We start from the raw sequence: 24,110 nt of genomic DNA, 5'->3' as shown, positions 1-24,110 counted from the left end.
AATTTTTATTGTGTTGTAATTGAAGAATTGTATGTTTCTTATTTTCTAACAAAAGGCGGTAGCAGTTTGCTGCTGACTTCACCAAAACCAATGCGGACCGAACTGTTTTGGCAGAATCCTTTCATGATTACCGTATCGTTGTCATTTACGAATTTACGCTCTGAGCCATCATTCATCCTGATTGGGTTTTTTCCGCCCCAGGTCAATTCGAGCATAGAGCCAAAACTGTCGGGTGTTGGGCCTGAAATCGTTCCCGAACCCAGCATGTCGCCCGAGTTGATACGGCAGCCGTTTGAAGTATGGTGCGTTAATTGTTGCGCCATTGACCAATACATGTATTTGAAATTCGACTTGCAAACCAGGCTTGGTTCCACATTTTCAGGTTCGATGTACACTTCGAGGTTGATATCGTAAGCGTTTTTCCCTTTTTGCTGCAAATAGGGTAAAGGTGTCGGCTCCTGCATTGGCCCTTTGCAGCGGAAAGGCTCCAACGCATCCATGGTTACTATCCACGGGGAAATTGAAGAGGCGAAGTTTTTTGCCAAAAAGGGTCCAAGTGGAACATATTCCCATTTCTGGATATCGCGGGCACTCCAGTCATTCAGCAAAACCATTCCGAAAATATAATCTTCGGCTTCGTTGATTGGAATATTTTCCCCCATAATGTTGGCATCTGTAGTAATGAAAGCGGTTTCCAATTCGAAGTCAATCAATTTTGACGGACCAAAAACCGGAATATTATCATTATTTGGTATTGTCTGTCCCATAGGCCGGTGTACCGGAATACCCGAAGGAACAATGGTAGAACTTCTTCCATGGTAACCAACCGGAATGTGAAGCCAGTTAGGCAATAAGGCATTTTCAGGGTCGCGGAACATTTTACCTACATTGGTAGCATGTTCCTTGCTCGAATAAAAATCGGTGTAATCACCAATTATAACAGGAAGCTGCATCTCTACATCTTCCATTTTGAAAATAACTACTTCGCGATGGTCTTTCCTGTCTCTAAGTTCTGGATTACCATGATCAAAAATATCGCCAATCCTATTGCGGACTGCGCGCCAGGTTTTCTTTCCATCCGAAATAAAATCGTTTAAAGAGTCCTGCATGAACATATCGTCGGTCAAATCAATTCCCTCGAAATAATTCAGCTGCTGTAAAGCTCCCAAATCGATTGCGTAGTCTCCAATTCTTGTTCCAATTGTAATGACATCTTCTTTAGTCAGGAAAACGCCAAATGGAATATTTTGAATAGGGAAGTCGCTGTCTTTGGGGACGGTAAGCCAAGATTTTCTCTTAGGATTGTTTGTCATTGAAGGCATAGTGTGTTGTTTTAGTTGTTGAAAATTTTAAGTAATCAAATATATCATTTACTATTAATTTACCAAACCATTTTTGTAATTTTGAGCACAATTAATCGAAATAATTTCAAATGCAACGCGACAAACAAATTTTTGACCTTATCCTTGAGGAACAAGACAGACAGATTCACGGAATTGAACTAATTGCATCAGAGAACTTTGTAAGCGACCAGGTAATGGAAGCTGCAGGTTCGGTACTAACAAATAAATATGCCGAAGGCTATCCTGGAAGGAGATATTACGGCGGTTGCGAGGTAGTGGATGTTATCGAGCAAATTGCTATCGACAGGGCTAAAGAGCTTTTTGGCGCCGAATATGTAAATGTGCAGCCACACTCTGGTTCACAGGCAAATACAGCGGTTTATGCTGCCTGTTTAAAACCTGGAGATAAAATCCTGGGTTTTGATTTATCGCACGGTGGGCACTTAACGCATGGTTCGCCGGTTAACTTTTCAGGAAAATTATATGCTCCTGTTTTTTATGGTGTTGACCAGGAAACTGGTGTTTTAAATTATGATAAAATACAGGAAGTTGCCACAAAAGAGCAGCCAAAAATGATTATTGCAGGAGCTTCGGCGTATTCCCGTGATATGGATTTTAAGCGTTTCCGTGAAATTGCGGACAGCGTTGGTGCACTTTTATTAGCAGACATTTCGCATCCTGCAGGTTTGATTGCCAAGGGTTTGATGAATGATCCAATTCCGCATTGCCATATTGTAACGACTACAACCCACAAAACCTTACGCGGGCCAAGAGGCGGAATCATCATGATGGGCAAGGATTTTGAAAACCCATGGGGATTGAAAACTCCGAAAGGCGAAATCCGAATGATGTCACATGTTTTGGATATGTCGGTTTTCCCGGGAAATCAGGGTGGGCCTTTGGAGCATATCATTGCGGCTAAGGCTGTAGCTTTTGGCGAATGTCTTTCCGATGAGTTTTTCACCTATGCGATGCAGGTTCAGAAAAATGCAAAAGCCATGGCTGCTGCATTCGTAAAAAGAGGCTATAACATTATCTCTGGCGGAACAGACAACCACATGATGCTGATTGACCTGCGCAACAAAGGAATTTCTGGAAAGGATGCTGAAACAGCCTTAGGGAAAGCAGAAATTACCGTAAATAAAAATATGGTTCCTTTTGATGATAAGTCACCGTTTGTAACCTCGGGAATCCGGGTTGGAACACCAGCAATCACTACACGTGGAATGGTTGAAAGCGATATGGAGGCCATAGTTGATTTAATCGACCGTGTACTTTCCAATGCGGCTAATGATGAATTGCTGGACGGAATAGCTGACGAGGTAAATGACATGATGAGCGAAAGAGCTATTTTTGTTTACTAAAAGATTAAAATAAGACTATTCAAAACCTTCAGGACCAGATTCTGGAGGTTTTTTTAATAAAGAAAAAATGGGAGTATTACGACTGGAATTACCAACCGACCCAAGATGGGTAAACATCGTTGAAAAAAACATTGAGGAAATCCTAACCGACCACGCATGGTGCGAGCAAAAAGCCGCTACGAATGCCATAACCATCATCACGAATAATTCCGAACACGAAGATTTGGTAACCGATTTATTGGCTTTGGCCAAAGAAGAACTGGACCATTTTGAACAGGTTCATGATATCATTAAAAAGCGCGGATTGAAGCTTGGACGCGAACGCAAAGACGACTATGTCAACGAACTCGCGCAATATATGAAACGCAGTAATACCGGAAGCCGTGTCTCGGGATTAGTCGAACGATTGCTTTTTTCGGCTATGATTGAAGCACGGAGTTGTGAGCGTTTTAAGGTACTTTCAGAAAATATCCAGGACGAGGAATTGTCAAAATTCTACCGCGAACTGATGGAAAGCGAAGCCGGGCATTATACCACTTTCATCACGTATGCGCGCAAGTATGGCAAAGGCATCGACGTTGAAAAACGCTGGCGCGAATGGATTGCTTTTGAAGCCCAGGTCATTGCCAATTACGGCAATAAGGAAACCATACACGGATAATAAAATGTCCATAAGGCTTCGACAAGATGTCGACAAGGCTTCGACAAGATGTCGACAAGGCATCGACAAAATGTTTTCCAAGTGCGTCGACAAAGTGTTTTCCAATACTGTAAACAAAATTGCTGTTGATAAATTACTGATTACTTTTTGGAAAACAGACTGCATTTTCGCCACTTAATTCTATATTTGAGATGCTAGAATAGTTGTCAAAATGAGAATAGAAACCGATATCAAATTGGGCTTTAAGGACGTCATGATACGCCCAAAGCGTTCAACACTAAACAGCCGTGCGCAGGTGAGCCTGGAGCGCGAATTCAAGTTTATGCACAGTACGGCAACATGGACAGGGATTCCAATCATGGCTGCCAATATGGATACCGTCGGTACGTTTGAAATGGCATTGGCTTTAGCCAAAGAAAAACTCTTTACTGCTATCCACAAACATTATTCGGTTCAGGAATGGAATGACTTTATCAAAAAGGCTCCCAAGGATATTTGCGATTACATTGCTGTCAGCACCGGAACCGGAAAGAATGATTTCAAAAAAGTAGCCGAAATATTTGAGTACAATTCCCAGCTAAAATTCATCTGCATTGATGTGGCCAATGGCTATTCGGAACACTTTGTAAGCTTTTTGCGCCAGGCGCGGAAGCATTTCCCAGACAAGGTAATCATTGCCGGAAATGTCGTAACCGGAGAAATGGTAGAAGAACTGCTTTTGGAAGGCGCCGATATCGTAAAAGTTGGGATTGGTCCTGGTTCTGTTTGTACAACCCGTGTTAAGACTGGTGTTGGTTACCCACAGCTTTCCGCAATTATTGAATGTGCCGATGCCGCTCACGGACTTGGTGGACATATCATCAGCGACGGTGGCTGCACCACTCCGGGTGATGTTGCCAAGGCTTTTGGAGCGGGTTCCGATTTTGTGATGCTTGGCGGAATGCTTGCAGGCCATACCGAAAGTGGTGGCGACATCATAGAAATCAAAGGCGAAAAGTTCAAACAATTTTATGGGATGAGTTCAGAAACCGCCATGAAAAAACATGTTGGAGGTGTTGCCGAATATAGAGCCAGCGAGGGAAAGACCGTTCAGGTTCCGTTTAAGGGAGATGTTATTGATACGCTTCTCGATATTCTTGGCGGAATCCGAAGTACGTGTACTTATGTTGGAGCGTCAAAGCTCAAGGAACTAACCAAAAGAACCACATTTATACGCGTAATTGAGCAGGAAAACCGTGTGTTTACCAAATAGCCGTCACTTCGAGTGATTTTGTGAAACAAAATTGTATCGAGAAGATGCATTATTTGAACGGTTCTCGATACAATTCCGACAAGTCGGAATCACTCGAACTGACGAAACTATTTATTTGATTACCAAATTGTACTTTTCCAAAAGGCCTTTCAGTCCATCGGTTGAGAAAATAGCTTTCTTTAGTTTGTTTTTCTCAGGGTCGATAGTGTAATCATAGCTGGTGTAAAAATCAGCTTTGTTGGCAATGGTGTCAATGAATACTGCTCTTCGTAGGTTGCAGTTATCAAACACAGCTTCGGTCAGATCACTGGCCATAAAATCTACCGAAACCATGCTACAATTGATGAACTGCATTTTTCTTAGCTTCAATGCATAGAATTTGGCATAATCCAATTGGCAGTCCTTAAAATGGAATTCATAAATTACCTGATCGGTCATGGCAAAATTGACATTGGTAAAATTGCAACCGTTAAACTGAACGCCGCGAAGCGAAACATAATTGATTTTGGTGTCGTTGAAATTGCAGTCAAAGAAATTGCAATCTATGAATGCGACACTCTGAAAGGTGCAGTCGGTAAAATCGCAGTTGTGGAAGGTACAATTTTCATATTCCTTGTATTTGATATCGGCTTCGAGAAAGAAGATATCTTCAAATTTTTCGTCAAGTAGGTAATCGGAAGACATAATGGATTTTTAAAGTGTAAAACTAAGTGTTTTTTTGGTTAAATTTACGCTACAATTTTCCAAGCACCATGAATCAGGAGAACACTAAGGTTTCCGGCTTTTTTTATAAAAATCCTTCACTCAGGATAAAAGAATTCCAAGCTTACCTCACAACCCGTTTGGGATTGATATTTGCCTTAAACATGCAATCCACGATTTTGTATTATTGGGTTTACCACATCACCAATGACAAGCTTTCCTTAGGTTTTGTAGGCCTAGCCGAAGTTATTCCTGCAATTGGATGCTCTTTATTTGCAGGTCATTTTGTGGACCAGAGCGAGAAAAGGAAATTGGTTGTAACCTGTCTTGCAGGTTATGTAATCATCGCTGTTTGTTTGGCCATTTTGGCTTTGCCGATGACGCACCAAAGCCTTTCGGTGACCACGATTGTCTGCTTTATTTATTTCTTTGTATTTCTTGGCGGAATCCTGCGCTCGTTTTTCAGCCCGTCGATGTTTTCGTTATTTGGAATGGTAGTCCCGAGAGAACATTATGCCAATGCTACGAGTTGGAGTAGCATGTCCTGGCAAATGGGAGCGGTACTCGGACCTTTGGTTGCGGGTTTCGGAATCGCATGGTTTGGGATTTCAACTGGTTTGTTTATAGTGCTGGGAATCCAGCTTTTGTTATTTTTCCCCATTTTATCCATAACGGTCAAGCCGATATTAAAAAAGGAAAAAGAACCCATTTTGCAGAGTGTGCATGACGGTTTGCAGTTTGTTTTTAAAACCCCGATACTTTTGGCAGCCTTATCTTTGGATATGTTTTCGGTGTTGTTTGGAGGCGCGGTGGCTTTGCTGCCGGTTTATCAAAAGGAAATCCTGCATGTCAACGAAATGGGTTTTGGAATCCTTCGTGCCGCACCCGGAATTGGAGCCTTGCTGACTTTAGGATTATTGGCATTCCTGCCTTTAAAAACCTATCCGGGAAGGAAACTGTTTGTTTGTGTAACCGGTTTTGCACTTTCCATCATTATTTTTGGGATATCCAAAAACTTCTATCTTTCGTTTTTTATGCTGTTGCTTTCAGGAATGTTTGATGCGGTGAGCGTAGTCATCCGAAGCACCATCCTGCAGTTGGTAACTCCCGACGCAATGCGTGGAAGGGTTTCTGCCGTAAATACCATGTTTGTGAGTTCGTCCAATGAGCTTGGTGATTTTGAGAGCGGAGTCATGGCCAATTGGCTTGGAACGGTTCGTGCCGTAGTTGTAGGTGGCTGCCTGACTTTAGGAGTCGTTGTGTTTACATTCTTTAAGGCACCACAACTCCGTGATTTTAGCTTTGAGGATAAGAAAAAGAACGAAGAGGAATAATTATTTATTTTATTTCTTCCATCTCAAGTGCATTCATGATTCCTGCTGTGCTGGCGGTATTATTGAAGTAAACAAAAGCCTTATCGGCATTACTGGTTAGGATCAAATCTTTCAGTTTTGCCAATTCTTCTGTGCTATAGCTCGAGTAAAACATTTTTGGTTTTCCATGAAGCCTTACATAAATTAGAGGTGAAACAGTAAAAATGGTTTCAGGCAATTGGGGATGGCTTACACTGCAAAGTGTAATGCTGTTTTTTACCAATTGGTTCCAGACTTCAGGAATCCACCAGCTTCTATGACGGAATTCAAGAACATTCCTAAAACCAGTATCGAGTTTGCGGATTATGGAGTCCAGTCTTTCGGGAGTGTAATCATAACTTGGCGGAAATTGAAATAAAATGCAGCCGAGTTTATGCTGTAAACCTTCAGCACACCGACTGTAAAAATCCTTTAATAATTCCCCACAATCAACAAACAGCCTGATGTGCGTTATTTCTTTTGGTGCTTTTACGGAAATGAGAAAATGTTCTGGAGATTTGTCAAACATATCCTGAAATGTTTTCAATCTTGGAAATCTGTAGAAAGTGCCATTCATTTCATAAGTGTCAAAATGCTGGCAATAGAATTCAAACCATTTATTCCTTGGCAAATCTTTTGGATAAAATACTTCTTTCCAATAGGAGCTGTTAAAACTGGAACAGCCAATATGTAGTTCTTTTTTCATTCGTATAGTTTTTGGCAATGGTTGCAAAAAAAGCTAGCCCGTTTTTTTAATCCTGTATCTTTTTTTACAAAAGGCAAATTGCATCTCACACATGTTTTTTGACTATAAGCGAGCCAGTGTTTGGCAAGTTCATTTTTCCTTTTCCAATCAAGGAATTGAAAACTGTAGATTATATTTTCCTTAATAATCTCCGTTATTTTGGGTTTCGGAATTTTGCCAATCAATGATTCCGGATGGACTTTTACCCGGTACAAAACTTCATTCTTAATAATATTCCCAACACCAGAGAAAATGTCCTGTTCGAGTAATGCATCACAAATCATTTTTTGGGGAATCTCCTCAAGTTTCTTTTTGGCTGCTTTAGAATCCCAGTTTTCATTCATTATGTCAGCTGTCCAATCATAATATTGATTGAGGTCGCCTTCCAAAAGCTTTACAGAACACGTATAAAAGTTGAGTTCGCCGTTATCAAATACCAGGCTTAATTTCGGTTCCAATTTTTTCCTTTTGTTTATCAGGTAAACTCCAAACATCAGCAGATGGATCTTAATGGTAAAACCACTGAAACAAATCAGGAAATTTTTGCCCCAGGTTTTAAAGGAAAGTAATTTTTTACCTGCAATCCTGTCCATGTCAATCTTGGCACTGCCTGAAGCCGAAAAGATTTTATGCCCTTCAAACTGCATGACTTCTTCTCTTAGGATTATTATGGATGGACCTTCGGGCATTTTTGTAGGGTTTGATTTTGGAAAAAAAACAGTGTAACTTTCATTACACTGTTTTCAGGGCTGACGCCCAATAGGATTATTTTTAATTGTTTCGGAAAACCTTCTGAATCTCCCTTGGAAGAGTATCATCTGTAGTTGTTCTTTTATTGATGCATTTTCATTTTTAATACTATCCAAAAACTAGGGTTGCACCAACTGAAACCTTTATCATCAATCCTAATGTCTTACCATTCTTCCGCTCGGTTTCGTGTAGTAGGGCTGCTGTATCGGTCTTCATCCAAATGACGTTCAACTTCTTCATTGTCCCTTCGGTTTGCGAAACCTTCGGTGTTGTCTGCTATTGAATCTTCTGCATATTGATCGGCATCAGAAGTTGAATTTTCATATTCGCTTTCATTACCTCCGATGTTTGGGTTCTTTGGAGCCGTTTTCTTTGCATTGTCACCACTTAAGAAGTCATCTTCTCTTTCAGCATTGGCAACAGCTTTCTTTGCTTCATTCTTGCTATCATCAATCCGAGAACCTTGTACGGATTGACTTTTTTTCTGATTTGAGTCCATGGTATTATAATTTAGTTGTTAATGTCTTTTACAAAATTGCAATACAATCAGGGTAAATGTGTTATAGAATTTTGGGTCAATTTTATATCATTGAAGCCAAATGTTAAAATGAGAATTCTATAAAAGAATGAAGCAGTTGTATAATCCTTTTGGAACGGATGACTTGTAATTTTACCATCATCAACATAACTAATTTAAAAATTGAAAAAATGAGAAAAATTGTATTGGCACTGCTGTTTATAGCAAGCCACGCCACGTTATTGGCACAGAGCCCAAAAGTTGTCATTAGTGATAAAGACGGCTGGCACAAAATAGGGGAAACCAGAGTTGATTTTAAAAGGGAAATTGACAAAATCCCAATCGTTGGGGCAAGGCGTTTTGCAGCGCTTAAAATTAAGGTAACTGATGCTCCAATTAATCTGGAGTCCTTTGATGTTGTTTTTGATGACGACACCAAAAAAAACTTCCCTGTTGGCACCGAGTTTAAAGTTCCCGGAGAAACCAAAGTGGTTGAGTTTGGCGGTGAAAAAAATGTCAAACGTGTAGATTTCAAATATAAGACTGTCGCCGGAGATGATAAGGCACATGTTGAACTTTGGGGATACAAAACCAATAAATAACGGTCATTTGACAAGTATAATTTAGGGATTCAGGAATGAGTCCCTTTTTTTGTATTTTTGATTTAGTAAAATTTCTACAAATGGCTTTTAGCATCAATAAAATCAAGACGATATTCAAACTAATCAGGCAATCACTCCGAGGCAAGGAATATGATTACACTCAGGGAAACATTAAGGTTGCCATCCTTTTACTTTCGATTCCAATGATACTGGAGTTGAGCCTCGAATCGGTATTTGCTGTTGTAGATATTTATTTTGTGGGTCATTTGCCCAATGCAGATGTGGCGGTTGCAACTGTAGGTCTTACAGAGGCGGTAATTTCTTTGGTATACACACTTGGAATTGGCTTGAGTACAGGTGCAACAGCAATTGTAGCGCGGCGCGTAGGCGAAAAGAATTATGAGGAAGCGTCCAAATCGGGAATGCAGGCTATAGGAGTATCACTGATTGTGGCGGTTTTGGTAGCTGTTCTTGGCGTTTATTTTGCTTCGGATATTTTGGCTTTAATGGGAGCAAGGCCGGAAGTGATCAAGGAAGGAACTTCGTTTGCCCAAATCATTTTTGCCAGTAGCCCGTCGATTATTTTACTGTTTTTGATCAACGGGATTTTCCGTGGTGCCGGTGATGCGGCAATGGCGATGCGAAGCCTTTGGCTGGCAAGCCTTATCAATATTATCCTGTGTCCAATCCTGATTTATGGCGTAGGGCCATTTCCCGAACTTGGGCTGATTGGTGCTGCTATTGCAACGGCTATCGGAAGAACCACAGGTGTGCTTTATCAATGTTATCATCTGTTTGCCAAAAACAGGATTATCAAAATCTACAGTTCTTATTTCAAACCCAATTTTGAAATCATCAAATCGTTATTGGCGATTTCAACTCCGGCCATGTTCCAGTTTTTTATTCAAAGTGGCAGCTGGATTGCGCTGACATACATTGTTTCCATTACCGGAAGTACCGATGCCAGCGCAGGATATCAGATTGCGATACGAAATGTGGTCTTTTTTATATTGCCGGCATGGGGATTGAGTAATGCTGCAGCTACTTTGGTCGGACAGAACCTTGGTGCAAAACAGCCCGAAAGAGCAGAGCAAAGTGTTTTGCTGACCACCAAGTACAATGTTATTTTTATGAGCCTTGTAACGCTGTTGTTTGTCTGCTTTTCAGAAATAATAATAAGTTTCTATACTTCGGACAAAGTGATTTTGGCTTACGGCAGCCAGGCTTTGCGTATCATTGGCTTTGGTTATATTTTTTACGGAATTGGAATGGTGATGATTCAATCGCTGAATGGTGCCGGGGATACCAAAACACCGACATGGATTAACATCTTCTGTTTTTGGATGGTACAGGTTCCGTTGGCGTGGTTTCTGGCGGTTCATTTAGGTTTTGGGCCTCTTGGTTCGTTTATCGCGATTCCATCGGCTGAAACCGTATTGGCAATATTGGCGTTTTATTTCTTTAAAAAAGGAAAATGGAAGACGGTGCAGGTTTAAATATTAAAAATAAAAAAGCTCCCATGTTGTGGAAGCTTTTTTATTTTGTGACCTCGACTGGATTCAAACCAGTAACCTTCTGAGCCGTAATCAGATGCGCTATTCAGTTGCGCCACGAGGCCTTTTTTGTGGGTGCAAATATAGCTAATACTATTAAATCCGCAAATGAATAAGTAAAATTATTTTTTAAAATCCAATGCCCTTGTTGTAACATAATACCTCCAGCCAATGATTGCCATCTGCCATTTTTTGGCTTTAGCCAAATCGAGTTGCTGCTTGGTAAAGCTGGGTAGGAGTATTTTATTGAGTTTGGCAAGTAGCTTAAACATTGTTGAAGTTTTTACAAAAGTAAAAAAGCAAGCCGTAACTGACTTGCTTTTTTTGAAATTATGCTTTTTGTGTCTTTAAGCTCGATTTGGCTTTTTTGAGTTCCTTCGTGGCATTTTCCAATTCCTCTTTTGCCTTTTTCATTTCTTCGGTGGCTTTTTTCATTTCTTCCTTGGTGCTTTCAGATTCAGACTTTGGTTTGCCTGACTTACCAAATGATTTCGACATTTCGTCCATCTGTTGCTGTAATTGTTCCATTTGCTCATCCAGGTTTTCCATTCCCTGTCCGTTGAAACTTCCAAAAGATTCTGTTTTGTTATTCTTTTTGATGTCTTCCAATTCTTCTTTGGTATAATCATCACCGCCTTCAACAATATTCCCATCCTGGATTACCAATGGTTTTTTACCATCCTGCTTTATAATGATTTTGGAATCCGAATCTCCAAATAAATTACCATTTGGGAAACTATAATGAAACTGTTGTCCAGGCAATCCATCTTCGTTAAACGGGAAACCTTTCATCATATCATTGCCATTAAAGCCATACGCAAAATTATTTCCATTCATGAAACCTGAACCAGCGGGATCTCCGAATCCCACTTCATCATTTTGCTTGTAAATTTTAATGGTGTTGATTGGTTTTTGAGTGTCTACCGACATACTGCCTTTGCTTCCGTCTTTATCAGCGAAGTCAACCTTGATAGCTGTAATTTCCCCTTTGCTGTTTCGTTTTACATCGGAATAGGTAATCGTAACGCCATGCTCTTTTAAAGCCTTGATATCGTCCTTCATTTCGCTTTCGGGCGTATCCTTGTTCCAAGTCATGACAATATTGTCAAACGTTTTATCTGAAGACTCAGATGATTTTTTATCCTGTGCAAAGATTGATGATTGAAACAACGCAATGCATACCAGCGAATAAAACAAGTTGTTTTTCATAACAATAATATTAAAGTGGTTGATAATTGTAATTGATTAATTTGTAGCAAACTTAAAACGAATCACTTTTTCGTAAAAAGGGTTTTGCAATTTTTTAACTATTATTTTTTTAGTTCAGCTTTGGCTTTTTCATACTCGGCTTTGGCTGCTTCCATTTCGGCTTTTGCTTTCAGCATTTCTTCCTTAGCTCTGTTCATTTCAGCTTTTGCTGCTTCCATTTCCGGTTTGGATGCATTCAGTTGCGCTCTTGCCGCATCCATTTCAGCTCTGGCTTTGCTTTTACTTAGTTTAGCCAATTCCATTTGTTTCGCCATCATTGGGCGTAATTTTTTCATTTGGATGTTGGCATTAGCCATAGCATCAGATTTGATCTTCATTACATCCTTGCCATTGATGATGATTTGCTGACTATCGCCATCAGAGGATGAGGAGTAGCTGTAGCAATAGGCTTTTCCTTTCCCTTTTCCTTTGGCACCATATTTTTGCAAAGCTTCCTCGATTTCTTTTTCATCTGAAAGCACTTTTCCATTGATGATTACCATAGGTTTTTTATCGCCATCGGTCTTGATGATTATTTTTTGGTTGTCGCCCCATGCAAATGCTTCAGGAGCTTCAGGTAATTCTACTGCTTCCGGTGACTCAGGAGCTTCCGGTGGTTCCGGTAAATCCAAATCAAAGTCGAAATCAAAATTCCCAACAACATTCACGCTGTCGCCAATTGCAATTGCCATTGGGGCATTGTCATTTCCACCAGTTGAATAGTTGGTGTACATTCTCAGTTCCTTTGGTCTTCCGAAACCTACACCTGAATCGTTTTTGTAGAAATGGATAGGTTTGATAGGTTCTTTTCCGTCTACCTGAGAAACGCCTTTGTTACCATCCTTATCCTTGAATTCTACCTTGATTCCTGTGATTTCTCCATCGCTGTTTCTTTTTACCTTAGAGTATTTCAAGGTGATTCCGTGAGTTTTCTTAAGTTCGGATGCGTCTTTTTTCATCTCGGCATCGGTGGAATTTTTATTTACGGTAACGCGTACTTCATTGCCTTTGTGAATGGCTTTGGTGAAGATTACATTTTCTTCCTTTTCCTGTGCTATGGTTTTTATCTGGAATAAAAATACAAAGCCAATGAGGGCCGGGATGATCATGGCATACTTCCACGAATTTCTTTTGTGTGATTGGTTCTTGTTTAACATAACGATTCTTTTTTTGATTAATGATTGATAAAAATTGTTGGTGATTGATAGGCAGCTTTGATGAGAAACTACTTTTAATAAAGCTCTTTGATAAGACTTTTTGTCCTCTAGTTGTTCGATGGCTTTCTGGTCGGCGATGTATTCAAGGTTTTGTGTAATTGCCTTTTTGTAAAGCCACATAAACGGATTAAACCAAAATACGATGCAGAACAATTTGGCAATAAGCACATCAAGGGAATGTTTCTCCTGGCTGTGGATTTTTTCGTGTAATAAGATACTTTGCAGTTCTTCGGTTGAATACAAATCGGAGTTGTAAACAATGTAGTTGAAGAACGAAAACGGAGCTATATTCTCATTTAGGTTGACTAATTTAAATTGTTCTCTTTTAATAACTTGCTGTTGATAAAGCATTCGATAGAGCGAAGTGAAATTAAATACTATTCTAATCACGAGTACGCAGGCAATGATGATATAACTAATCCAAATAAATTGCATCCAATCAAATGCTTCAACAGCAGGAACATCTTGTATTCTTTGGGCAGAAATCTGGGAATAGGCAACCAGATCTTCGGCTGCTATTTTTGGGCGTTCCACCAATATGATTTTCTTAATGATAAACAATGGTAATAGAAGCGATGTAAATAATCCACTCAAGAGAAACCAACGATTACTGTTGAAAAACGTCTCTTTTCGAACCAAAAAATGATACGCTAAATAAAAAACAGTAATCAATCCGCTCGATTTAAGTAAGTATATAAATATCGCTTCCATGTTGGTTTATTTTTACTTTGTTGTTAAAATCAGTTTATAAATTGGAGTGCCCTTTGTTTCCTTGTCGTTGGCATCAAGCACTTTTATTGTCTTAATCTTTGAAAGAGGCATGCTTTCCAAAATAAGCCTTGGATTTTTCTGCTGCACGCCATTTAGTATCATAACCGGTGAGCTATCAGTGAATTGAACCGAAGGATAGCCCGGAATTTTCATATTGCATTTGTCAAATATTACCACTTCATCGCCATTTTGCAGGGTGATGATGTTGGGAGACTGTTGCTGTCTCATTGCAATGTTCTGCTCTCGCGATGGCCAGTTGGTTGTAATCACCACCACTTCCGATCTGTCTTTGGCGCCATATTGTGCCAAGGATGCCGCGTCTTTCAAAAGCTCAATTTTCTCCAATCCTTTTGGATCAAGTTCACTCAGGCTTTCTTTGGTATATCTTTCTCCGTCTACATATATCAATGCATTGTCCTTAATGGATTCAATGGTTACAATTTTGTTCTCATTTACCGGATCTACAGGTTTTACGACCATATCCGGATTGTCATAAAAACCGATGATGCTTTTGCCGTCTTTTTGTTTTACCTGAAAGAATATTGGACGGATTGGAATGGTTCGGTCTTGTTCGACTTTACCTTTGTTTCCTTTTTTATCATCAAAAGCCATTTTAATGGAGATGATTTCCCCGTTGCTGTTTCTTTTTACATTAGAAATGGTAAAACTGATTTTATGTACCTGTTCAATATCTGCTGCATCGTCCTTTAGGTTTTCATCGGTTTCGGTTTTGTCAAAAACATAATTGCCTTCGCCTTCTGTTGGAATAGGTATGGCTAATGCTTCTTCTGTTACACTGTCTTGATTAGTTACAGTGTTGCTGCTGGCCAAAGCTACATCGTTGGTTAGCGCAATAAATTTGTCCTGTGCGATTACCTTTACCTGGAATAAAAGTACAAAGCCAACTAGCGCCGGAAGGATCATGGCATACTTTAAGTAACTTCTTCTGTGTGATTGATTTTTGTTTAACATAACGATTCGTTTTTTGATTAATGATTGATAAAAATTATTGGTTATAGGCAGGCAGTTTTGATTAGAAACTACTTTTAGCAAAGCGTGTTGATAGGATTTTCTATCGTCAGTCTGTTCGATAGCTCGCTGATCGGCGATGTATTCCAGGTTTTGGGTAATGGCTTTTTTATACAGCCACATGAACGGATTGAACCAAAATAGTGCACACATTGTTTCAGCTGTCAAAACATCAATGGAGTGCTTTCCTTTACTGTGGATTTTTTCATGGAGTAAAATATTCTCGAGCTCTTTTTCTGAATACAAATTTGGGTTGTATACAATATAATTAAAGAACGAAAATGGAGCGATGTTATCATTTAGATTGATTAATTTAAACTGCTCTTTTTTAATAGATTGCTGTTTTGTTAGCATTCGATAAAGTGATGCTAGGTTAATCACAATCTTAATCACTAAAACAGCCGCAATAATGAAATAAACGGTCCATAGTAACTGCGTCCAGTCAAAGGGTTCAGCAACTGGAATATTATGGATTATTGGAGCTGGCTGTTGTGGTACAACTGCATAATCCTGAACCTGAATTACAGGTCTTTCAACTATTACAATTTTACTAATGAAAAATAAAGGCAATAGGAGCGAAGTCGCTAAACCACTTAGTAAAAACCATCGGTTGCTGTTAAAGAATGTTTCTTTGCGTACTAAAAAATGATAGGCAAGGTAAAACACCGCAATCAATCCACCTGATTTTAAAAGATATAGGAATAGCTGGTCCATCGTTCTACTATTTTTTGTTTTCGATGATTGCCAAAATCTCCCTCAATTCGTCTGCCGAAATCTTTTCCTCTTCAGCAAAGAATGAAACCATATTTTTATAGGAACTATTAAAATAGGTGTCGATAGCTGTTTTCATAAACTTCTTTCTGTAGTCTTCCATTTTTATGATAGGAAAGTACTGGTGGGTGTTCCCAAAAGCATTGTGCGACACAAATCCTTTTTCTTCCAGGTTCCTGATGATGGTAGAAAGCGTATTGTAATGGGGTTGCTCGTCTGTGATTTCTGCCATGACTTCTTTTACAAAAGCTTTTTTAAGCTTCCATAAAATCTGCATGATTTCCTCTTCCTTGTTTGTTAACTTTTGCATGATTCTTTTTATTTTGAATCGAAAGTACAACTATATTTTTAGTTACACAACTATTTTTATAGTTATTTAACTATTTTTTAAGGATTGAAAAAATATTTGAATGCTAAAATATTGATTTATAAATCTTTAGACTCTTTTTGTATTAGGCGATATACCCAAAATCCAGAAAACATTCCTAAAAGTCCTAGGATTCCCATAAAGAGCCAGTTCATCTGGTAGCCGTATAAATGCCCATATTTATGGCTGTAGTAATCTATGATTCCCATACCGGCTTTGGCACTAAAGATGTGCGCCAAACTATAACTCATGGTGTAAATTGCCATATAGCGTCCTTCATGGCCTTTTGGCGCACGGCTTAACGCAACCGAATTGGAAAACGGGAAAGCAAACATTTCTCCAAAGGTCATAAACAGCATCATAATAACCAGTATTCCTGCCCAACTATCCACCAACATCAGGAACAGGCTGATTGCCATCAGCAGGCAGCCAAATGCAACAACCTTTACCTTACTGATCTTATTGCGTTCAACATAACTGACAATTGGCATTTCCATAAAGAAAATCATCAGGCCGTTCATCGTCAGTAATAATCCGGTCTGTAACTCCGTCAGGTTGAATTGTTCTTTATGGTAAAGTGGAATAGTGGTAAAGCACTGGAAAAATAAAACTCCCGAAACCAAACAGGCAAAAAGGAATATCCAGAACGGTTTGTCCTTAAACACGGAATGGGTCAGCACATCATCAGGATGTTTCTTATCTATGAAAGGCGACTTTTTCTTTTCCTTTACTTTTAACCAAAAGATAAGTATCGCAATAATGCAGGTTGCACCATCAACCCAAAACAAACCAGCATAGCCAATAGTCATGATAATAATTCCACCCAAAGCCGGTCCGGCTGCAAATCCAAGATTAATGGCTAAACGAACCAAAGTCAACGCACGGGTCCTGTTTTCAGGTTTGGCATAGGCTCCCAGTGAAACAAACATCGCAGGACGGAACATATCAGCAATAATCATCAATACAAACATTCCGATGCACAATCCAACAAAGGTGTGGATGAATTGCACAAAGAAAAGGAGTATACCTGTGGTAAGCAGGCTGAAAATCATAATTTTGTAAAAGCCAATCTTATCCGAAAGCTTTCCGCCAAGCCAGGAACCAATGATGGAACCTGTACCAAAGCACACCATAATCCATCCAACCTCGCTATATGAAAAATGCAGGTCTTCCTTTAAATATTTAGACAGAAAGGGAAGCACCATCGTGCCGGCGCGATTGATGAATGTGATAAGCGTCAGTATCCAAATCTCTCTTGAAAATCCCCTGAAGTTGTTGATGTAGCGTTGAAAGGCGGTAGTAAGCATTGATTGTTGAATGATATTACAAAGGTAAAAAACTTTGATGCTTGTATTGGTAGTGTCGTATTTAGTTTTACAGTATTTTTGTTGAAAAGAGTCCGATGAAAAAACTAAGCTGCTTTTTATTTTTATTCAATGCATTGCCACTTCTGGCCCAGGAAACCAAAGTTGAGACGGCAAAAGAGTTTCAGCAGACCATCAATGCCGAATATGCCAACCGCGAAGAAAGCCCTTTGACTGAGGAGGACTTTAAGGTATTTAAAGGATTGGATTTTTATCCGATAAGCGAAAAATTTATTGTGGAAGCCCAATTCAAACGCACCGCTGACGAGAAGGTGTTTAAAATGAAAACTACAGGCACTCGTCTGCCGGAATATGTAAAATATGGCGAACTGGCTTTTACAATCGATGGCAAGGCCTTTACACTCAATATCTATCAAAACATTGAGCTGGTGAAGAAAGCCGGTTTTGAAGATCATCTGTTCCTTCCGTTTTCTGATTTGAGTTGTGGAAAGGAAACCTATATTGGAGGCCGTTATATTGACATGAGAATCCCAAAAGGAAATTCGGTAACCATTGATTTTAACAAGGCTTATAATCCCTATTGTGCCTACAACCACAAATATTCCTGCCCAATTGTTCCTTTAGATAATAACCTCAACATCGAAATTCTGGCTGGCGTAAAGAAATTCCACGACTGATGAAATTCTATAACCTTCATACGCATAAGTTTACCCATGATGCCAATGTTATGGAACTGGTCAATCAATACCCTTGGGAATTTGATGCCGGCATTCCGTTGTATTCAGTTGGAATCCATCCATGGCATATAAATCAGGAAAGACTGGAAAGTGATTTGAAGGTAATAGAACAGAAGTTATCCCTGAAGGAATGCCTTGCATTGGGCGAATGTGGCCTGGACAAGCGGATTGAAATCCCAATGGCACTGCAAACTGAAGTTTTTGAAAAACAGATTGCTTTAGCGGAGTTATACCGAAAACCTTTAGTATTGCATCTGGTTGCAGCTTTTGATGAATTGCTTGAAATAAAAAAACGACTGAAAATATCGGTACCGATTATCATCCATGGCTTTTCCAAAAATGAGCAGGTAGCTAAACAATTACTCGATAATGGTTTTTACCTCTCTTTTGGAAAATACCTGTTGCAGAATCCCGAACTAAAAAAAGTCTTTCAAATGGTTCCAAACAATCGCTTTTTCCTGGAAACCGACATGATAGAAGAAACGCTGGAACAAGTATACGCCTTAGCTTCTGATTATAAACAGATGGCTTTGGATGAAATGAAATTGCAGGTAGCCGATAATTGGAAAACCGTTTTTGGGCCCTAACTTATTGCAGCACTATCTTTTTCTGATAGGATTTATCTCCTGCTACAATTTTGGCAATATAAATTCCCTTTTGTAAAGTCCCCAAATTAACCTCACTGTCAGCAGGCATGTTTTCAGAATGCATAATCAACTTGCCCGTCAGGTCATAAACGCTCAAATCGAAACTTTCTAAGGTTTTAATGCGGATTAACCCTGTTGTGGGATTTGGATGGATTGAAAAGGTTTCCACTATTGGTTCTTCAATTCCTAAAGTCCCCACTTTAAAAACGTTTTCATATTTTATCGAATAGCCAAAGTTCCCAACATACAATTTACTAAAAGCAGTGGTGCCGTTGGATACAACTTCAAGTCCAGCCGCTACCGGATTATCATCAGCATAGGCATGGAAATTCCTCCAGCCATAACCATTTGGAGCCAATAATTCTACAGTGTAACAATCAGGAGTATTGGGCAATGTAGCGGTTTGGGTTAAAACCGTGTTTGCATAAGTGCTACCTGATGGATAAGGACCGCCAGTTGCAACTACTGTTCCTGCACTGTTTTTTATGTTCCAGGACATCGCATCAGGATAACTGTAAGTATGAACCTTAATTTCTATGGCAACACCAGTTTGTTGCGCCAAATGGAATGTAGCATTGGCAGTTGAAAAACTTGCCTCTTTGTTTGCCACACCATTTACGCTGGTAACAGCGACGGTATATTGCGCAGTCGGGTCGAGGGTTATAGGATCAAAGAATATTTCCTGGGTTGCAAATTGAGCCAGAGCTCCCGTAAAGGTTTTTGTACTGATTACGGTTCCATTTTTCTTTAGTTTGAGTACCATGTTGGTCACAAGATTCGTCCCATAATTTCTAACCCTGGTCTTAAAACTTCCCGGATTGCTGCAAAAACCGGTTTCGGTATCCAAAACCTTAACGTGGTTTTGAACACCGGTAAGTGCGCCACAATGATGTCCTGTCCAAAACTTTAGATTGTTGGCAGACGGTTGCCCAATATTATAGGTTAAGCCATTAGAACAGACCAAAGCGATATAGGGATAATAATTTAGGCTGAAAGCAATAGGTACAGCCTCTGAAATTGCCATAGGATAAGGACTGCCTGCAATCCAGTTGCCAAAGGTCGGAGGATTGTAAATGCCGTTTAATCCGTTCAAAACCCACGAATTATTAGGTCCGTCTTCAATAAACAAAACCATTACCTCATTAGATCCTTTAGGACCGTAAGCGTTGTAGAAATCGGCCATTGCCTCAGTTTGTTTGTACTTATAACAAGGCCCACACATGATATCCGAAAAATCGATAATGACCCTTTTGCCCGCATTGAGATAGGTGGAGAGCGTATGGGAATTCCCGTTAAGGTCTGTAACTGTAAAATCGGGTGCTGTAGAACCGTCCGCTAGTTGCGCATTGATGCTCAAAGCATAGCCGAGCATCAGGATTTGGAAAATAATTTTTCGCATAAAAATAGCCTGTCACCAATAAAGCAAGGCTCTATCGGTTATTGTTTTGTTAGAAATGATTTTTGACAGAATAAAAATACTATATTTTATTGAATAAACAGCTGAACCTCAGTTAGTTTTTTAATAAATGCTTTTTACAGGATTGCTTAATTCTTAGGTTTTTGATCGTACCTGCTAAGCTGCAGGAATTTTATTGGGTCGTTCATTTCAATGATATCAATAACAGCCTGTTTTTTATCCGGAGCATTTTTATAATATTCCTGCGCTATTTTATAGCCCACATAATAACCCAAATCAGCCGGCTTGTCCTTTACTGATGAATAATTGTACAGCCAGTTTTTGTTGCTGCTGTTGCAAAGTTCGCTCTTGAAGTCTTTCCAAACCTGTTTTTCATTCTTGTCACCATATTCCAATCCAACCAAATTAATCTGGCTGCCAGATGTGAGTTCGCCTATAAAATCGCAGAAACCTTCCTGCATGGCACTGTACAGCAATCCGCAGCTAATGGCATTTTTGTCGAAAGGTGTGTTTTGCTGGGTATGCACATATTCGTGGGCCACAATGTTCTTTATTTTCTGGATAACGTCATCGCCACTGGCCAATTGTTTGCCAAAGGCACTATTCTTAAATTCGGATAGGTCGGTGTTTTTTGTTGAAGTCGAAACCTCTGTACCAATCAACAGGAATTTATCGGAAACTGTTCCGCCTGTATTGACAATTCCAATCGCGAAACAAACCTTATGCGGTGTGAAGTTGGGATAGATTTGCTGGAACTTTGAAACAATTTCCTCTACCAGAGGCACAGCATTCTTAACCTCATAAGTATTTTTCCTCACCGATTTATAAAACTTAGGAAAATGGGCAACGGCGTCTACAAACTTCTCAGCGGTAAACTGCCTTGCAATAATAAAATCCTTTAAACCATCGGTGGCTCTGTCCAGATATACGGTCTGGAAATTATGGATGCTGTCATTCCTGGTTTTGCATTGCTTTAAGTTATCAAACGCCTGCCAGAAATGATCAATGTCTAAGGTCTGGACTATTTTGCCGTTTTCAGGAGCGAGCTCCTTTTTGATTTTTTCCCTTCTTTGGATTTCTACCTTTGAGATTTTGGTTATCAAAACCGTAACCTTGCCTTTTTCAGCATTTCCTTCTTCGTCAAGCCGAATGATATTCAAGTGATACAAACTCGTTGCTGTTGGGGTAAACTCAAACTGCTCATAGCCGTTGGAACCATTGGGAGAATCCTTTTCAAGGATTTGTTTGTTGTCTCCGTCAGAGAAAACCAACTTAACATCGATTCCCTGCTGAAGCACTGAAACAGCATAGAGTCCGCCTTTTTGAAGTTGGAAACTATATTCAGAATTTAATTCTTTAGTAATGCTTACAGGATATTCTTTACCGAATTCGATTTTTTGGGTTTGCCCAAATGATACTACTGTCACAAGTAATAGCAATGTAGATAAGATTGATTGTTTCATGATTGATGATTTTGATTGCTGTAAAGGTATAATTTATTTCCTTTTGACAAGTTGCTCTTAATTGTGGCATTATCATCATCTGAATGTTTTGCTACTGCTGCTCAGGAATGTAAATGTCAAAGGTGCATCCTTTGCCTGGTTCACCAGTAGCAGTAATGATTCCGTTGTGGTTTTCTACGATTTTCTTGACAATGGTTAGCCCAATTCCCGTACCATCATAAGTTTCCTTAAGATGTAGCCGCTGAAAGATTTCAAATATCCTGTCTTTGTATTCAGGACTGAAACCAATGCCATTGTCTGCAACGCTGATATGGTAATAATCTGCCTGCATTGGAAACCGGTCTGGGTTTGATGCATCATACTTGATGTAATCACTTTTTATTGTAATGTGGGGCGGTGCTTCAGTCCTTGAGAATTTAAGGGAATTGGCAATAAGATTTTGTATCAGCTGTCGAAACTGAAACGGAATGATGCAGGCTTCGTGTAATTCTCCCATTTCAATGTTCGCACCTTTGTGCTGCATTTCTTCCTTCAGGGCTGCCATCGCTTCCCTAATAATCTTATTCAAACTGCATTTTTCAAATTTTCTTTCGGTTACCGTGGTACGCGAATAGGCAAGCAGGTCATTTATTAAGTTCTGCATGTGGAGTGCAGAATTCTGTGTACGCTCAAAATAGTATTTTCCCTTTACGGAAAGGTTGCTGTGTTCTTCGGCAAGGATGCGACTTGAAAATGCCTGTATCTTTCTTAAGGGTTCCTGCAGGTCATGGCTGGAAATAAAGGTAAAGGATTCCAGTTCCTTGTTGGCAATCATTAACTCGGCAGCACGCTTTTCCTTTTCTACATTCTGAAAAGCCAGTTCCATATTGGCTATGACCAATTCGGCTGCGCGTTTCTCTTTTTCTGTATTCTGAAAAGCCAGTTCCTTATTGGCGATTACCAGTTCGGCAGCACGCTTTTCCTTTTCCGCATTTTGAAAAATAAGTTCCTTGTTAGCTATGATTAACTCTGCAGCGCGTTTTTCCTTTTCGGTATTTTGAAAAACCAATTCCTTATTGGCAATAACCAGTTCAGCAGCACGTTTTTCCTTCTCCTGGTTCTGGAACGCAAGTTCTTCATTGGCGATAAGTAATTCGGCAGCGCGTTTTTCCTTTTCCTCATTCTGGAACGCAAGTTCCTTATTGGCGATAAGTAATTCGGCATGGCTGTTCTCAAGTTCGTTTTGAATAGCCTTTGGGTCGGGGACACGGGTTTTTTGATTCATTCCAATCAAAGGTAAGTCTTTAATTCTTCGATATGTCAAAAGCGCTTTAAAACTTAATTCCTTTCTTCGTCATCTCTTCCGCAAGCTTTTTAGGAATAGGACGGCAATGGCAGTGTTTCTGATGCTCGAGGTGCCATTGCACCCTTTGGTCGAATGTCACATTTTTGGGCATCCGGTGCTTTTCGTGCCATTCCCTGTTGGTTTTCATTACTCCAGAGTTGTCATTTTGATGATATGGATTCCACCCACGCTGTACGCAACATCAATTGGAACCGATCTGCCGTTTAGGTAAAAATTACCGTCTTCATAAGGTGTAATCCTTTCGTCAACCAACAGGTAATACTCTTCCTGATTGGTCAATATGTTGAGGTTGCTATCTGTAAGTTCCACCATTTCTATATAATCAACCAATCCCATTTTGTTCAGTTCGGGGATGGATACCATCTTGCCATCAATCAGGCAGGCGTGTTTTTTGCCTTCTCCAGGCATGCCAAACCACGGAATGGCTTTCCCAACCTGCAGTTGTATTCCCTCAGTATCACCGCTAAAGATAAAGTGTTTGTGTTTATAGGTTTCAAATGCGGCAGGAAGTGATTTTTTAGGAAACTCTTCTTCGGCAGTCCAGAAGAACAGCACTTTATTCTGCCACTCAGGATTGTCCCGGTCTTCTTTTAATCCGTCTGTATAATAATGCATGTACAACTGCCCATTGCTGATGTAAATGGTAGAATTATAAACAGCTTCCCTTTGAGCATCGGTTAGCGGGCGGACGATTTCATAGCCTATAGTATCCGCAATGACAATGTCCTTGTCGGCAGCTACAGTAAAAACTTCGTCTGTTGCTTCGTCATCTTCCTGGTATAAGGCTTCCATAAAGAGGTCTTTCTTTTCTTCCTGTGGTTTGTTTTCGGTCTTCTTTCCAAAAAGTTTGTCAAATATTCCCATTGTTTATGTAGTTTGTAATGTATTGTTTATGGTTGGTTTTCTTTTAATAAGCTTATTACGATTTCCAA

General features: G+C 39.7%; 23 protein-coding genes and 1 tRNA gene. 8 read left to right on the top strand and 16 right to left on the bottom strand.

Annotated elements, in window-relative coordinates:
- Positions 1-38: 38 nt before the first annotated feature.
- Positions 39-1,322 carry a fumarylacetoacetase gene (fahA, locus tag L1S31_RS08115; protein ID WP_236464225.1) on the bottom strand — a complete coding sequence of 428 codons (1,284 nt, stop codon included), beginning with the start codon at positions 1,320-1,322 and terminating at the stop codon, positions 39-41.
- A 110-nt stretch (positions 1,323-1,432) separates the two neighbouring features.
- On the opposite strand from fahA, the gene glyA reads away from it, so the two are divergent.
- The 3 genes from glyA to L1S31_RS08100 all read left to right on the top strand — a co-directional run bounded on the left by glyA (position 1,433) and on the right by L1S31_RS08100 (position 4,620).
- Complete coding sequence (gene glyA / locus L1S31_RS08110; RefSeq protein WP_236464224.1) at positions 1,433-2,707, top strand: serine hydroxymethyltransferase; 1,275 nt, start codon at positions 1,433-1,435, stop codon at positions 2,705-2,707.
- Between the two features lie 67 nt (positions 2,708-2,774).
- Positions 2,775-3,368 (top strand): MiaE family protein, encoded by a 594-nt coding sequence (locus L1S31_RS08105; protein WP_236464223.1) that lies wholly within the window; start codon positions 2,775-2,777, stop codon positions 3,366-3,368.
- Positions 3,369-3,579: 211 nt separating this feature from the next.
- Positions 3,580-4,620 (top strand): GMP reductase, encoded by a 1,041-nt coding sequence (locus tag L1S31_RS08100; RefSeq protein WP_236464222.1) that lies wholly within the window; start codon positions 3,580-3,582, stop codon positions 4,618-4,620.
- 111 nt (positions 4,621-4,731) lie between these two features.
- On the opposite strand, the gene L1S31_RS08095 is transcribed toward L1S31_RS08100, so the two are convergent.
- The gene (locus L1S31_RS08095) at positions 4,732-5,304 is read right to left on the bottom strand and encodes a pentapeptide repeat-containing protein (RefSeq protein ID WP_236464221.1); all 573 of its coding nucleotides are present in this window, start codon (positions 5,302-5,304) and stop codon (positions 4,732-4,734) included.
- Between the two features lie 68 nt (positions 5,305-5,372).
- On the opposite strand from L1S31_RS08095, the gene L1S31_RS08090 reads away from it, so the two are divergent.
- The gene (locus tag L1S31_RS08090) at positions 5,373-6,656 is read left to right on the top strand and encodes an MFS transporter (protein ID WP_236464220.1); all 1,284 of its coding nucleotides are present in this window, start codon (positions 5,373-5,375) and stop codon (positions 6,654-6,656) included.
- Between the two features lie 4 nt (positions 6,657-6,660).
- Here L1S31_RS08090 and L1S31_RS08085 read toward each other — a convergent pair whose 3' ends face one another.
- From L1S31_RS08085 to L1S31_RS08075, 3 genes are all read right to left on the bottom strand, one after another.
- On the bottom strand, positions 6,661-7,380 hold the full coding sequence (locus L1S31_RS08085) for a DUF72 domain-containing protein (RefSeq protein ID WP_236464219.1): 720 nt from the start codon (positions 7,378-7,380) through the stop codon (positions 6,661-6,663).
- Positions 7,377-8,108: an endonuclease gene (locus tag L1S31_RS08080; protein ID WP_236464218.1), complete on the bottom strand. Its 732-nt coding sequence runs from the start codon at positions 8,106-8,108 to the stop codon at positions 7,377-7,379. Before L1S31_RS08080 ends, L1S31_RS08085 begins: the two co-directional genes overlap by 4 nt.
- A gap of 224 nt (positions 8,109-8,332) precedes the next feature.
- Positions 8,333-8,668: a hypothetical protein gene (locus tag L1S31_RS08075; protein WP_236464217.1), complete on the bottom strand. Its 336-nt coding sequence runs from the start codon at positions 8,666-8,668 to the stop codon at positions 8,333-8,335.
- Between the two features lie 209 nt (positions 8,669-8,877).
- On the opposite strand from L1S31_RS08075, the gene L1S31_RS08070 reads away from it, so the two are divergent.
- On the top strand, positions 8,878-9,288 hold the full coding sequence (locus L1S31_RS08070) for a DUF2541 family protein (protein ID WP_236464216.1): 411 nt from the start codon (positions 8,878-8,880) through the stop codon (positions 9,286-9,288).
- Positions 9,289-9,368: 80 nt separating this feature from the next.
- Positions 9,369-10,784, top strand: a complete 1,416-nt coding sequence (locus tag L1S31_RS08065) for an MATE family efflux transporter (protein ID WP_236464215.1) — start codon at positions 9,369-9,371, stop codon at positions 10,782-10,784.
- A 48-nt stretch (positions 10,785-10,832) separates the two neighbouring features.
- On the opposite strand, the gene L1S31_RS08060 is transcribed toward L1S31_RS08065, so the two are convergent.
- The 7 genes from L1S31_RS08060 to L1S31_RS08030 all read right to left on the bottom strand — a co-directional run bounded on the left by L1S31_RS08060 (position 10,833) and on the right by L1S31_RS08030 (position 17,551).
- Positions 10,833-10,906 (bottom strand) — tRNA-Arg (locus L1S31_RS08060).
- 57 nt (positions 10,907-10,963) lie between these two features.
- Positions 10,964-11,113 carry an SsrA-binding protein gene (locus L1S31_RS08055; protein WP_236464214.1) on the bottom strand — a complete coding sequence of 50 codons (150 nt, stop codon included), beginning with the start codon at positions 11,111-11,113 and terminating at the stop codon, positions 10,964-10,966.
- A gap of 58 nt (positions 11,114-11,171) precedes the next feature.
- Positions 11,172-12,050, bottom strand: coding sequence for a hypothetical protein (locus L1S31_RS08050; RefSeq protein ID WP_236464213.1), 879 nt, complete (start codon positions 12,048-12,050; stop codon positions 11,172-11,174).
- A gap of 101 nt (positions 12,051-12,151) precedes the next feature.
- The gene (locus tag L1S31_RS08045) at positions 12,152-14,017 is read right to left on the bottom strand and encodes a M56 family metallopeptidase (RefSeq protein WP_236464212.1); all 1,866 of its coding nucleotides are present in this window, start codon (positions 14,015-14,017) and stop codon (positions 12,152-12,154) included.
- Positions 14,018-14,029: 12 nt separating this feature from the next.
- A complete protein-coding gene (locus L1S31_RS08040; protein WP_236464211.1) occupies positions 14,030-15,820 on the bottom strand; it encodes a M56 family metallopeptidase in 1,791 nt (596 codons plus the stop codon).
- A gap of 7 nt (positions 15,821-15,827) precedes the next feature.
- A complete protein-coding gene (locus tag L1S31_RS08035) occupies positions 15,828-16,187 on the bottom strand; it encodes a BlaI/MecI/CopY family transcriptional regulator (protein WP_236464210.1) in 360 nt (119 codons plus the stop codon).
- Between the two features lie 116 nt (positions 16,188-16,303).
- A complete protein-coding gene (locus L1S31_RS08030) occupies positions 16,304-17,551 on the bottom strand; it encodes an MDR family MFS transporter (RefSeq protein ID WP_236464209.1) in 1,248 nt (415 codons plus the stop codon).
- 95 nt (positions 17,552-17,646) lie between these two features.
- Between L1S31_RS08030 and L1S31_RS08025 the strand changes: the two genes are divergently transcribed.
- Together L1S31_RS08025 and L1S31_RS08020 are read left to right on the top strand one after the other, a co-directional pair.
- Complete coding sequence (locus L1S31_RS08025) at positions 17,647-18,246, top strand: DUF1684 domain-containing protein (protein ID WP_236464208.1); 600 nt, start codon at positions 17,647-17,649, stop codon at positions 18,244-18,246.
- Positions 18,246-18,893, top strand: coding sequence for a TatD family hydrolase (locus tag L1S31_RS08020; RefSeq protein ID WP_236464207.1), 648 nt, complete (start codon positions 18,246-18,248; stop codon positions 18,891-18,893). Before L1S31_RS08025 ends, L1S31_RS08020 begins: the two co-directional genes overlap by 1 nt.
- A gap of 1 nt (position 18,894) precedes the next feature.
- Here the strand turns inward: L1S31_RS08020 and L1S31_RS08015 are convergent, their stop codons facing one another.
- The 4 genes from L1S31_RS08015 to L1S31_RS08000 all read right to left on the bottom strand — a co-directional run bounded on the left by L1S31_RS08015 (position 18,895) and on the right by L1S31_RS08000 (position 24,042).
- Positions 18,895-20,352: a T9SS type A sorting domain-containing protein gene (locus L1S31_RS08015; protein ID WP_236464206.1), complete on the bottom strand. Its 1,458-nt coding sequence runs from the start codon at positions 20,350-20,352 to the stop codon at positions 18,895-18,897.
- A gap of 146 nt (positions 20,353-20,498) precedes the next feature.
- Positions 20,499-21,833, bottom strand: coding sequence for a gliding motility protein GldB-related protein (locus tag L1S31_RS08010; protein ID WP_236464205.1), 1,335 nt, complete (start codon positions 21,831-21,833; stop codon positions 20,499-20,501).
- Between the two features lie 91 nt (positions 21,834-21,924).
- Positions 21,925-23,097, bottom strand: coding sequence for a sensor histidine kinase (locus L1S31_RS08005; RefSeq protein WP_236464204.1), 1,173 nt, complete (start codon positions 23,095-23,097; stop codon positions 21,925-21,927).
- A 207-nt stretch (positions 23,098-23,304) separates the two neighbouring features.
- Positions 23,305-24,042 carry a hypothetical protein gene (locus L1S31_RS08000; protein WP_236464203.1) on the bottom strand — a complete coding sequence of 246 codons (738 nt, stop codon included), beginning with the start codon at positions 24,040-24,042 and terminating at the stop codon, positions 23,305-23,307.
- Between the last annotated feature and the right edge of the window lie 68 nt (positions 24,043-24,110).

The sequence above is a fragment of the Flavobacterium wongokense genome (assembly GCF_021608265.1).
In the GTDB taxonomy this organism is placed as follows: Bacteria; Bacteroidota; Bacteroidia; order Flavobacteriales; family Flavobacteriaceae; genus Flavobacterium; species Flavobacterium wongokense.
Note: the sequence above shows the minus strand (reverse complement) of the source record. Positions and strands in the feature narration are given on the sequence as shown.

What these genes read in the sequence shown, in the direction of transcription:
- L1S31_RS08075 (WP_236464217.1), bottom strand. Translation starts at nt 8,668, where the DNA reads ATGGACTCAAATCAGAAAAAAAGTCAATCCGTACAAGGTTCTCGGATT.
- L1S31_RS08025 (WP_236464208.1), top strand. Translation starts at nt 17,647, where the DNA reads ATGAAAAAACTAAGCTGCTTTTTATTTTTATTCAATGCATTGCCACTT.
- L1S31_RS08000 (WP_236464203.1), bottom strand. Translation starts at nt 24,042, where the DNA reads ATGGGAATATTTGACAAACTTTTTGGAAAGAAGACCGAAAACAAACCA.
- L1S31_RS08080 (WP_236464218.1), bottom strand. Translation starts at nt 8,108, where the DNA reads ATGCCCGAAGGTCCATCCATAATAATCCTAAGAGAAGAAGTCATGCAG.
- L1S31_RS08070 (WP_236464216.1), top strand. Translation starts at nt 8,878, where the DNA reads ATGAGAAAAATTGTATTGGCACTGCTGTTTATAGCAAGCCACGCCACG.
- glyA (WP_236464224.1), top strand. Translation starts at nt 1,433, where the DNA reads ATGCAACGCGACAAACAAATTTTTGACCTTATCCTTGAGGAACAAGAC.
- L1S31_RS08085 (WP_236464219.1), bottom strand. Translation starts at nt 7,380, where the DNA reads ATGAAAAAAGAACTACATATTGGCTGTTCCAGTTTTAACAGCTCCTAT.
- L1S31_RS08090 (WP_236464220.1), top strand. Translation starts at nt 5,373, where the DNA reads ATGAATCAGGAGAACACTAAGGTTTCCGGCTTTTTTTATAAAAATCCT.
- L1S31_RS08065 (WP_236464215.1), top strand. Translation starts at nt 9,369, where the DNA reads ATGGCTTTTAGCATCAATAAAATCAAGACGATATTCAAACTAATCAGG.
- L1S31_RS08105 (WP_236464223.1), top strand. Translation starts at nt 2,775, where the DNA reads ATGGGAGTATTACGACTGGAATTACCAACCGACCCAAGATGGGTAAAC.
- L1S31_RS08040 (WP_236464211.1), bottom strand. Translation starts at nt 15,820, where the DNA reads ATGGACCAGCTATTCCTATATCTTTTAAAATCAGGTGGATTGATTGCG.
- L1S31_RS08035 (WP_236464210.1), bottom strand. Translation starts at nt 16,187, where the DNA reads ATGCAAAAGTTAACAAACAAGGAAGAGGAAATCATGCAGATTTTATGG.
- L1S31_RS08045 (WP_236464212.1), bottom strand. Translation starts at nt 14,017, where the DNA reads ATGGAAGCGATATTTATATACTTACTTAAATCGAGCGGATTGATTACT.
- L1S31_RS08095 (WP_236464221.1), bottom strand. Translation starts at nt 5,304, where the DNA reads ATGTCTTCCGATTACCTACTTGACGAAAAATTTGAAGATATCTTCTTT.
- L1S31_RS08055 (WP_236464214.1), bottom strand. Translation starts at nt 11,113, where the DNA reads ATGTTTAAGCTACTTGCCAAACTCAATAAAATACTCCTACCCAGCTTT.
- L1S31_RS08010 (WP_236464205.1), bottom strand. Translation starts at nt 21,833, where the DNA reads ATGAAACAATCAATCTTATCTACATTGCTATTACTTGTGACAGTAGTA.
- L1S31_RS08020 (WP_236464207.1), top strand. Translation starts at nt 18,246, where the DNA reads ATGAAATTCTATAACCTTCATACGCATAAGTTTACCCATGATGCCAAT.
- L1S31_RS08100 (WP_236464222.1), top strand. Translation starts at nt 3,580, where the DNA reads ATGAGAATAGAAACCGATATCAAATTGGGCTTTAAGGACGTCATGATA.
- fahA (WP_236464225.1), bottom strand. Translation starts at nt 1,322, where the DNA reads ATGCCTTCAATGACAAACAATCCTAAGAGAAAATCTTGGCTTACCGTC.
- L1S31_RS08050 (WP_236464213.1), bottom strand. Translation starts at nt 12,050, where the DNA reads ATGAAAAACAACTTGTTTTATTCGCTGGTATGCATTGCGTTGTTTCAA.
- L1S31_RS08005 (WP_236464204.1), bottom strand. Translation starts at nt 23,097, where the DNA reads ATGAATCAAAAAACCCGTGTCCCCGACCCAAAGGCTATTCAAAACGAA.
- L1S31_RS08015 (WP_236464206.1), bottom strand. Translation starts at nt 20,352, where the DNA reads ATGCGAAAAATTATTTTCCAAATCCTGATGCTCGGCTATGCTTTGAGC.
- L1S31_RS08030 (WP_236464209.1), bottom strand. Translation starts at nt 17,551, where the DNA reads ATGCTTACTACCGCCTTTCAACGCTACATCAACAACTTCAGGGGATTT.